Source organism: Cognatundibacterium squillarum (assembly GCF_014652435.1).
Taxonomy (GTDB): Bacteria; Pseudomonadota; Gammaproteobacteria; order Burkholderiales; family Burkholderiaceae_D; genus Undibacterium; species Undibacterium squillarum.
The window spans coordinates 986,313-995,374 of record NZ_BMYU01000001.1; the positions used below are offsets into that span (position 1 = coordinate 986,313).

Genomic DNA, 9,062 nt, shown 5'->3' on the forward strand with positions numbered 1-9,062 from the left:
CGATCTGTGCGTTGCCGAGATGGCGGAACTGGTAGACGCACGGGACTCAAAATCCCGCGCCGCAAGGCGTGCCGGTTCGATTCCGGCTCTCGGCACCAAAGAATGCAAGCCCCTTGAGAAATCAAGGGGCTTTTTTCGTTTTGTCCGATTTACAAATTCGAAAGGCTCTTTGGGCATTCATGTGCGTTAAGAATTTTTTCCAGCACACTGGTCGTTTTACTTACCTCGTTATCTGATGCCCCCGTAAACGGCGCGAATTTAGCTGTTTTGCGAACGACCTACGCATCCATGCAGCACAATAGATAAAGCCCTTTTTGCCACTGTGAGATTACGCATTAAAGGATCAATATTTTTTCATGTGTGTCACCTCTAATATATTCCCATCTTTATCAAGATATTCAATTAACAAGAGAGTAGCTTTATCTTTTTCTACGAGCTGACCAGTCTTGTCCACAGTCGACAATCTGATCTCTGCAACAGGAACCTGAACAGTTTTTTCAACTTTATCGCAGATCATCAGGCGAGGTTTGAATCTTATGTTAGTTGGCAATTCCGAAAATTTTTCGACTATGCGAGTATTAGCATACCTATCAAATATAACCACCTTCATTTCACTGGTTTCATATATTTCATTGCACATTGCATCCATCATATTTCTCCTGAAATTAAATCATCTGCCCACCGATCGCTGCGGCGCAGTGGAATATGCAGCTGCTCTTGTAAGCCTTTCAGATTAACGTCAATTCATATTCGACGACGGAAAGAACTCAGCTCAGTGCTTGTTCGCAGGCTGGATATACCACTTCGCCAGCAAGCCTGACTTGGCGGCTTTGCTGAGGGCTTTGTTGAGTTCTTTCAGGTATTCTGGGTGGTAGCCGGGGGTGGCGGCGAAGTGCAGGCTGCTGGAGTGGACGGGTTTGCCCTGAGCGCAAAACGGGCGTTCGCGGATGGCCGGATTTTCCTGTTCTGCGAGCCGGCCGTACTGCATTTTCATCATGTCTTCCAGCGCACGCGGATCGGTGAGCTGGGTGTACACAAAAATGCCGTCGGTACGGTGCTTTAATAATTTATCAAAGCGCGAAATCGAATCATTGACATCGTATTCCGGTGTAAATACAAAGTTAACAGCTTTGGCGACTTCCGGCCCGTAGTAGGCATCGCGGATCATGCCGATGGTTTTTCCCTTCAGATCAGCGATGCTGTTGTAGCTGAACCTTGCATCGCAGCGGGTGACAATCCAGACGTTATCAATATATATCGGTTCGCTGAACACCAGATGCTGTAAGCGTTCCGGCGTTTGCGATGCGCCGAATACAAAGCCCTTGCCTTCTATTGCTGATTGCAGTGCGCGTTTCCACGGCACAAACTTGCGTTCGAACTGCACGCCGGTTTCACTTTCGATATACGCCAGCAACTGGCGGTTCGGTGCGCTGAGTGCGGCAGCGGGATTCACGCGATCGTGCTGAGCACTGAGAAATAAGGTGATTTTTTGCGGTTCAGCCTGCGCAGCAGCGGCGCACATCCACAGAAAAAGAAAACCGGCTTTCGACATCGCACGCATTGTGATCCCGTAACACAAAAAAGCAATAAAGCGGAAAAACGTTATCGTACAGCCTAACGCATGACGCTGCCGGAAGACAGCGCAAGTTTGCAAAGGATGGTGGCATCACCGGAGGATGTTGGGTGCTGGCGACGTTCATCTGCCGGAACTGCTATTTCATGCCTGAAAACCGCTATTTTGCGGAGTTCTGCATAGCGATCCGGCGGTCGTCGGCAGAAAGTCCGGCGCTCGCAAATCATCGAATGACGATATTTGCATAGTTGCTACTTTCTGAATTGCAGCAGGCTGGCAGGCAACAGGTTGAGCAGACGGATCAGCCAGATCATGCGGCGCGGGAAAGCGATGATGGCTTTGCGCTTTGCAATGCCATCTGTGATGCGTTGCGCCGCATCGTCTTCGGACAATAAAAACGGTTTATGGCTGGCGTCACCACCATTCAGTTCACGCAAACGCGCAGTGTTGATATAGCCGGGAATAATCGTGCTGACCTGCAGGCCAAACGGCGCGTAAGCGCGGCGGTAGGTATCAGCGATCTGGATGACCTGACGTTTGGTGGCGCTGTAGACCGAAGCGCCGGGGTCGGCTTTCAGCAGACCGGCAACGGAAGCAATCACGGCCAGTTGCCCGTGCCCCTGCCGCAGCATCAGTTGTGTTGCCGCTTCAAATGCGTATTGCACGCCGTGTACGTTAATCCCAATCATGTCGGCACATTGTGCGGCCGTCAGTTGCTGGCTGCGCGCATTGAAATACATACCGGCGCTGACCAGCAACAGATCAAGTCCGCTTTCGGAAAAAATCGCTATGCAATCGCGCACGGCAGCTGCATCGCGGATATCCAGCTGCAAGCATTGCAATTGCGGATACTGTTCGCGCAATGCTGAAGGTACTTTGTGCGGATGACGTCCCGCGACACTGACCTGATGCCCCTGCGCCAGATAGCACCGCGCCACCGCCAGCCCGATGCCGGACGTACCGCCGATGATCAGTATCTGCTGTCTGCGGTTTGAGTTTTGTTGTGCGGGTGCGTGGAGGATGATGCCGGTCATGAATCTGCCTGTAGTCAGTCTGGTACGCTGCAGCGAGGCTGGCGCGGGTAAAATGGCATTTTAGCTATTTATCGAATGTATGCGCCACGCAGACCGGCATTTGTTGCTGAACGCGCTCAGTTTCAGCCTGATCTATCACTGCACCAACTGGCTCGCAGTGCGGTCCGGTGCGCAACAGCATGTGATGCTGGCGGCAGAGCAGGATCTGCCTTTCATCGCGTGGATGATTTTGCCTTACAGCTTGTCGCTGCTGTTTTTTGCACTGCCTTTCTGGCTGGCACGCAAACGCGATGATCTGCCGTCGATCCGACATATCAGCCACCGTTTTTTACTTGCCACCACGCTCGCTGGAATGGTGTTTTTGTGGTGGCCTTTGCGCCAGCAACACACGATTCCTTCCGGTGATGTTTCGTTCGGGATTTTTTATCAATGGCTGCACAGTGTTGATCAGCCGTATAACCAGCTGCCGTCTTTGCATGTGGTGTATGCCTGCCTGGGTTGGTACTTCATCCGCCCTGCACTGCGTTTGCAATGGCAACGCTTGTTGCTCGATGGCGCTGCGCTATTGCTTGTGGCATCAACGCTGTTCACCTACCAGCACCATCTGGCCGATGTGGTGTCCGGTATAGCGCTGGCGGCTTGTTGTCTGCGCTGGCGCTTCGATGCGACCAAACCCGGTGTCGCGCTGTATTACGGGCTGGCGGCGGCCTGGGCCGGGAATCTGGGAATTTACAGCGGCCAATGGTGGTTGCTGTATCCGGCATTCAGCTGGCTGCTGGTGGCACGGGCTTATCAGCATCATCGGGCAAACTTTCTGAATAAACAGAATGGCAAGTTCAGCTGGCAAAGCTGGCTGCTGTATGCACCGTATTTGCTCTCGTATCGCATCAGCTGGTCGGTACAGCGCTTTTTGCTGCGACCGGATATTCAGCCACGGCACATCAGTGCGCAATGGATGACAGGTCCCCGTTTAAGCGCGGCTGAAGCGCGCCGCTTACCCGCCGGAATAGTCGTAGTGGATTGCAGTGCAGAGCTCAGTGAACAACCTGTGATTATGTCGCGTGTTGCTGCCGGTGAACTGACTTATCTGTATATACCCATGCTGGATATTGTGCAGCCTGACGCTGCAGTCTGCGACGCATTGTTTGTCACGCTGCAGCCTGCGCTGAAACAGGGAAAAACGATTTATCTGCATTGCGCGATGGGCTTTCACCGCTGCCGGTTGATCACTGCCCGCCTACAGGAAACATCATGAAAATTTCTGTCTATCAGTTAAAACCCGCATTTCAGCGCAGCCTGCAACCCTTGCTGCAATGGCTGTTGCGCAGTGGTGTGCATCCTAACCATATCACGCTGGGTGCGTTGGCGATCTGCATAATCTATGGCGCAGCGCTGATCTGCTGGCCTGCGCAAAAAGCCCTGTGGATCATCTATCCGCTGATGATGCTGTTGCGCATGATGCTGAACGCGCTGGATGGCATGCTGGCCAATGCTGCGCAGCTGCGTACCCGGCTTGGTGCTTTGCTGAACGAGTTATGCGATGTGCTGGCCGATATTGCGGTGTATCTGCCGCTGGTATGGCTGTTGCCGGAACATGCGATCAGTTTGCTGATTTTACTGGCACTGGGAATGCTGACAGAGTTCACCGGTGTGCTCGCCGTCAGTGTGCAGGCGGCGCGGGCTTTTGACGGACCAATGGGTAAAAGCGACCGCGCTGTATTGTTCAGTGTACTGGTGTTACTGCAGCTGGCAGGTGTCAGCACACAGGTATTACTGTGGCTGCAAATACTGGGGATTGCGCTGGCAACCCTGACGGTTGCCAACCGCTTTCGCAGCGCACTCAGGGCGCAGCAAACTCCGCCAGACTCACACTGAAAATGCCCTGAATACCCACCAGCGATTGCAGTTTTTGTCCGCCAGCCAGTGCCACCAGTGCATCCAGTTCTGCCTGTGGCCGCGGACGCATCACCCAGGGTTTGCCCTGATGATTGGTCAGCGTGTGTGCAATCATATCCAGTTGCGGATGCCACGGCTGTCCGGTGTAAATCAGTTTCGCACCGGGCAGCATCTGACGGCGTACACCTTGCAAAGCCGTGTTGAGCAGATTGTTATCTGAAAACAATTCAAACAAACCGGAAATCACAACGATATGAAAACGCGTTTCGTCCTGATAACTGTCAGCACTGAATGCATCGCAACGACGGCAGCGTACCTGTTCTGCCAAGCCCAGCTGTTTTGCCAGCGCAGATGCTGCATCCAGATTAGATTGCACATAATCGCGCAGTTCAATTTCAAACTGCCGGTTACCAAAGCGCTTTACCGTTTCCAGTAAATACCGTCCGCCACCGGTGGCCAGATCCAGTATCCGTATTGTCTGGCCTTCAGGTACCGCGGCAATCGCCAGCGACAGCATTTTTTCCAGATGCTGTTTGCGCTCACGAATTCCACGCCAGCCGATCGCATCCAGATAACCTCTGTCGATCAGCGCACCAATGCCCAGCTTACCGGATGCACGGTTGCGGTACACATAATCCAGTGAAGCACCGGAATCAAAACCGGTTTGCATTCCCAGCGTAATACCCTCGCTCAGCCAGCCCAGATGCCGCATCATCAGACGCTGTACGCCAAATGCGACACGGTTTGCGATACCTGGCGCAGGTAAGTCTTGTAACTGCAATTCACGCTGCGCAGATGCGGACTGGATCACACGCTGCTTCAGCTCCGGCATCGCCAGCGCATAGCATTCCTGTATAAATTTGCGTATTTCAGAAAACGCGACGCTGGTATCTTTCTCATACAACAAAGCATGATGCGCTTCCGGCAAATACACCCAGCGTTTCAATGCAGAACTGAGCCTGTCGTAAAACGCTTGTTGAGCCGCGGTTTTGACCACATAGTCCTTCCCCGCCACCAGCATCAGCACCGGCAAATCAATCGCTGCAGCATCCGCCACCACGCGTTGCGCAGTATCTGCCAGATCGATCAAAACACGCGCGGAGATATTCTTTGTAACCAGCGGATCGGTTTCATATGATTTTGCTTCCGCCTCACAATGCGTCAGCATACCGGCACGGACATAACTGGTCACATTCAGTTCCGGCTGCAGGCGCAAACCCAGTCGCAATGCGGGCTTTGCCAGCGGAACATACAAATTGATATCAAAAGCACTGGCCGCCATCACCAGCCCGCGCACGCACGGTGCGTAATCGTGTATCCATGTTGACGCAATCACCGCGCCGACACTGTTTGCAATAATCAGAATCTGTTCCTGCTGACAGCCGTGCACGCTTTGCAGATGCTGAATGAAAGCTTCGAAATCTTTCACCAGACACATAAAATCCGGCGCATCGCCGCGCTTGCCGTGCGAGTAACCGTGTCCGCGTGCATCCCATGCATACGCACTGCAATCTTGCGGAACCAGCGCATCCACCAGTTGCTGTACCCGTCCTGAATGTTCATGCCCTCGATGCAGCAATACAATCACACGACCCGAATCACTGACACCCGGCTGCACCGGCCAGTGCCGGTAGAACAATCGTGCACCGTCGTGTGAAAAAAAACCGTTCTCTTGCGCTGCCCTGCTCACTGCCTGACTCATCTGTCTCCACTCTCTGAAGCCTGCGGCTCCGGTTATCGGGTCTGCCAAATCATGAGAAAAAACGTCATGGCGGGCGCAGTCAGCATCAGGCTGTCCGCACGATCCAGAATACCGCCATGACCGGGTATTAAATCTGAAAAATCTTTAATCTGTAAGCGGCGCTTGATCGCAGAAAACCACAGATCCCCCGCCAGTCCGCACACTGACAACGCCGCACCAAGTGCTGCGAGTACCGGTACCGGTGCCAGTTGCAGATAAGTGCCGACTGCCATTGCCAGCAAAGTGCTGACGGCAACGCCCCCAACCACACCTTGTAAAGTTTTATTCGGACTGATACTGGCGGCGATCTTTTGCTTTCCGAACCGGCTGCCGCTGATAAACTGCGCAACATCGTTAAAGCATGTCATAACCAGCAGGAAAAACATCCAGCGCATGTGTTGCTCAGGTGCTTGTGCAATCATGCCGATCAGCAACCCGAAAAAACCTAAGCCACAACAGGCGCTGGCCCATGCCAGCCACAAATACAGATTTTGCACTTGCCTGTGTTCTCGCCTGAAGCCACCGGTCAGCACACAGGGTAAGGTCAGTAACAAAACGGATTGCATCAATGGTGACAATGCTTCGCCTGAGAAAACAATCAGCACCGAGATCGCAGCAAACCCTGCTGCCACCGCGCAAAATGTACGCGGACGGAGGCTCAGACGGAACAAGTCACGGAATGCCAGTAAAGCGATCAGTGCGGTAAATACTATTAAGCCGGATACCTGAAACAGCAAAGCGAGATGGATAACCGGCAGCATTAACCACCAGGCATACACCCGTGGCGCCAGACTTTTGCGACGTCCCTTACGTGTCAGCAGCGCGGTAAGCACACTTGCGACCAGTAAAAACAAATAAATTCCCTGCATCCCACCGGAAAAAAGCGCTGACTGCCAGGTGTCGAATGTTGTCATGCTGAGCGTGCCGAGAAAGCTGAATATATTGAAGCTTGCGTCATCTTGTATTGAAAACAGCAGAGAGCCGGGAATTTTTGTTAATCAGCATGCGGCAGAAATCCGCATCTGCCATTTCACAACCCCCGGACTTTTCGCCGGCGAGCGCCAGATCGCTGTGCAAATTTCCGCATTACATATACTTTAATGTCTGACGGATGCCTGCAATACTTTCTGTCAGGCCGGCGCCAGGAACAAATATCGATGATAGCATTTTCATCATGCTTTACTGTAGCGAACCGATGAGCGCTGAATACCGTTTCCGCCTTTTTGTCAGCTGTATCATTCCCATGATTCAGCAGGCCGAACCGGCGTCATCGGAACAAGTGATTACCGAAGCGGGAAAGATCTGTGCAAACTGCTGACGAACGGATTCGTCGGCAGAGCTGACTTGCAGAGCCAGCGTGCTCAGCTCCAGCGGCGTCGCACACAATCGCCACAATTTTGCACATTCTTTCAGTTCCCGTTGACGTATATTCCGTAGCAGCAATTCAGAAAAATGCCGGTGCAGCCGGTTTTTCTGCATTGTAGTGAGTGCCGCATGCTTTAACCGGCGGGCAAATAATGCGCGCAGATAACCTGCGTATGAACCGGAATAATTCAGAATCAGATAGCGTATTGCTAGTTCGGCACAGCCTGCATCCCCGGCACTGATACCATCGGCGATTCTGTATAAAATCTCGCGATACTGATGCCACTCCGGCCATTGGGAACAGGCTGCAGGAAGACTCAGATCGTACTGACCACCCAACTGCGTATGTGTCATACGGATCTGCTCCGGCAACCACCCGGGCGGCACAGCGGAGTAAGCAGCACGCATCTCCGGCGATCGGCTAATCCGAGACATGAATCAGGCTTCCTGTACCCGCCAAGGCGGATTTTTACGATTGTCGCCGGCAAAATACAGACAGATCTCATTCCCCGAAGGATCTAGCAGTCGCGCCTCACGCCATAACCAGCGCTCATCCTGCGGTAGCTGCGAAAATACATAACCCTGTCCCGATAAAGCACGAACCCGCGCATCCAGATCTTCGCATTCGAAATACACCACAACACCGTGCGCAGACACTGGTTGCAGACTCAGATGCACAGAAAACGTCGCATCACCATCCGGACATTCAAAGCGCGCATAATGCGGCGAAAGCACAATCAGACGCAATCCCAGTCCGCGATAAAAGGCAACCGCCGGCGCAATTTCATTCACCGCCACTGTAACCTGGTTCAGATTCATTCCATTCTCCTTGCTCAGAAGCCCTGCAATTTGCGTCGATACCGACGAGTGCTGGCTTACCTGATAACGATTAATTCGCTTATCCGGCAAGGATACCGCCCGAATGACAATCTGTGTAACGGATGATCTTCAACGGTGGAGAAATACGGGTATCCCGAGCGTACGGTTAGCCTCATATCAGCGCGTAAATGAGGAAATCGGTGAGTCATCGGCTTTTAGACTATGGCGCTTAGTCATCGTGAGGTGTATCGAAATGACTCACATGTGTGGAGGCTTTTTTTGCACAGAAGACTAATCGTTTTTCGAACGGCGCAATCAAACACCCGAATCCGGGTGCGATTGTGGCGGTTGTGCGGGTGGCGTATCCATTCTGAGGTGTTTGCGGCGCGCTGTCTGTGCATTAATCCGCATTGATGCATTTTGGAGAGCCGGACGTTCTGCCGTGGAGCGGCAGATGGCTGTGCTGAACACCGCATTTGTCCTGTTTTCTGATCTGCAAAGCACAAACCCGGCGGCAGCCGGGTTTGTGTTTGTCTTTCCGGTTTTGTGTTGTTTGTGCTTTTTGCTTAGTTCTTGTTCTTTTTCCGCTTTCGCACTTTTGGCGCGCACAAAGCAAAACCCCCGCCTCATTCGA

General features: G+C 52.7%; 10 protein-coding genes and 1 tRNA gene. 3 read left to right on the plus strand and 8 right to left on the minus strand.

Annotation, left to right across the window (positions count from 1 at the left end; translation table 11 throughout):
• Nucleotides 1–13 precede the first annotated feature (13 nt).
• Nucleotides 14–98: transfer RNA gene (locus tag IE092_RS04200), tRNA-Leu, on the plus strand.
• Nucleotides 99–343: 245 nt separating this feature from the next.
• On the opposite strand, the gene IE092_RS04205 is transcribed toward IE092_RS04200, so the two are convergent.
• From IE092_RS04205 to IE092_RS04215, 3 genes are all read right to left on the minus strand, one after another.
• Nucleotides 344–652 carry a hypothetical protein gene (locus tag IE092_RS04205; RefSeq protein ID WP_189355715.1) on the minus strand — a complete coding sequence of 103 codons (309 nt, stop codon included), beginning with the start codon at nucleotides 650–652 and terminating at the stop codon, nucleotides 344–346.
• Nucleotides 653–772: 120 nt separating this feature from the next.
• Nucleotides 773–1,561, minus strand: coding sequence for a substrate-binding periplasmic protein (locus tag IE092_RS04210; protein WP_189355716.1), 789 nt, complete (start codon nucleotides 1,559–1,561; stop codon nucleotides 773–775).
• A gap of 263 nt (nucleotides 1,562–1,824) precedes the next feature.
• Nucleotides 1,825–2,607 carry an SDR family NAD(P)-dependent oxidoreductase gene (locus tag IE092_RS04215; RefSeq protein ID WP_189355717.1) on the minus strand — a complete coding sequence of 261 codons (783 nt, stop codon included), beginning with the start codon at nucleotides 2,605–2,607 and terminating at the stop codon, nucleotides 1,825–1,827.
• Between the two features lie 79 nt (nucleotides 2,608–2,686).
• Here IE092_RS04215 and IE092_RS04220 point away from each other — a divergent pair, with 79 nt between their 5' ends.
• Nucleotides 2,687–3,862 carry a phosphatase PAP2 family protein gene (locus IE092_RS04220; protein WP_189355718.1) on the plus strand — a complete coding sequence of 392 codons (1,176 nt, stop codon included), beginning with the start codon at nucleotides 2,687–2,689 and terminating at the stop codon, nucleotides 3,860–3,862.
• Complete coding sequence (locus IE092_RS04225; protein ID WP_189355719.1) at nucleotides 3,859–4,482, plus strand: CDP-alcohol phosphatidyltransferase family protein; 624 nt, start codon at nucleotides 3,859–3,861, stop codon at nucleotides 4,480–4,482. The genes IE092_RS04220 and IE092_RS04225 overlap by 4 nt, the downstream gene beginning before the upstream one ends.
• On the opposite strand, the gene IE092_RS04230 is transcribed toward IE092_RS04225, so the two are convergent.
• The 5 genes from IE092_RS04230 to IE092_RS18730 all read right to left on the minus strand — a co-directional run.
• Nucleotides 4,448–6,205: a bifunctional alpha/beta hydrolase/class I SAM-dependent methyltransferase gene (locus IE092_RS04230; RefSeq protein WP_189355720.1), complete on the minus strand. Its 1,758-nt coding sequence runs from the start codon at nucleotides 6,203–6,205 to the stop codon at nucleotides 4,448–4,450. The genes IE092_RS04225 and IE092_RS04230 overlap by 35 nt on opposite strands.
• Before the next feature lie 32 nt (nucleotides 6,206–6,237).
• Nucleotides 6,238–7,158, minus strand: a complete 921-nt coding sequence (locus IE092_RS04235; protein ID WP_189355721.1) for a phosphatidate cytidylyltransferase — start codon at nucleotides 7,156–7,158, stop codon at nucleotides 6,238–6,240.
• 334 nt (nucleotides 7,159–7,492) lie between these two features.
• Nucleotides 7,493–7,963: a hypothetical protein gene (locus tag IE092_RS04240; RefSeq protein ID WP_189355722.1), complete on the minus strand. Its 471-nt coding sequence runs from the start codon at nucleotides 7,961–7,963 to the stop codon at nucleotides 7,493–7,495.
• Between the two features lie 84 nt (nucleotides 7,964–8,047).
• Complete coding sequence (locus IE092_RS04245) at nucleotides 8,048–8,428, minus strand: VOC family protein (RefSeq protein WP_189355723.1); 381 nt, start codon at nucleotides 8,426–8,428, stop codon at nucleotides 8,048–8,050.
• 400 nt (nucleotides 8,429–8,828) lie between these two features.
• Nucleotides 8,829–9,062: hypothetical protein (locus IE092_RS18730; protein WP_229793015.1), on the minus strand; the 234-nt coding region annotated here is incomplete at its 5' end.

Bases quoted from the DNA above. Each gene is read 5' to 3' on its own strand.
- IE092_RS04205 (WP_189355715.1), bottom strand. From the start codon at position 652: ATGATGGATGCAATGTGCAATGAAATATATGAAACCAGTGAAATGAAG.
- IE092_RS04210 (WP_189355716.1), bottom strand. From the start codon at position 1,561: ATGCGTGCGATGTCGAAAGCCGGTTTTCTTTTTCTGTGGATGTGCGCC.
- IE092_RS04215 (WP_189355717.1), bottom strand. From the start codon at position 2,607: ATGACCGGCATCATCCTCCACGCACCCGCACAACAAAACTCAAACCGC.
- IE092_RS04220 (WP_189355718.1), top strand. From the start codon at position 2,687: ATGCGCCACGCAGACCGGCATTTGTTGCTGAACGCGCTCAGTTTCAGC.
- IE092_RS04225 (WP_189355719.1), top strand. From the start codon at position 3,859: ATGAAAATTTCTGTCTATCAGTTAAAACCCGCATTTCAGCGCAGCCTG.
- IE092_RS04230 (WP_189355720.1), bottom strand. From the start codon at position 6,205: ATGAGTCAGGCAGTGAGCAGGGCAGCGCAAGAGAACGGTTTTTTTTCA.
- IE092_RS04235 (WP_189355721.1), bottom strand. From the start codon at position 7,158: ATGACAACATTCGACACCTGGCAGTCAGCGCTTTTTTCCGGTGGGATG.
- IE092_RS04240 (WP_189355722.1), bottom strand. From the start codon at position 7,963: ATGACACATACGCAGTTGGGTGGTCAGTACGATCTGAGTCTTCCTGCA.
- IE092_RS04245 (WP_189355723.1), bottom strand. From the start codon at position 8,428: ATGAATCTGAACCAGGTTACAGTGGCGGTGAATGAAATTGCGCCGGCG.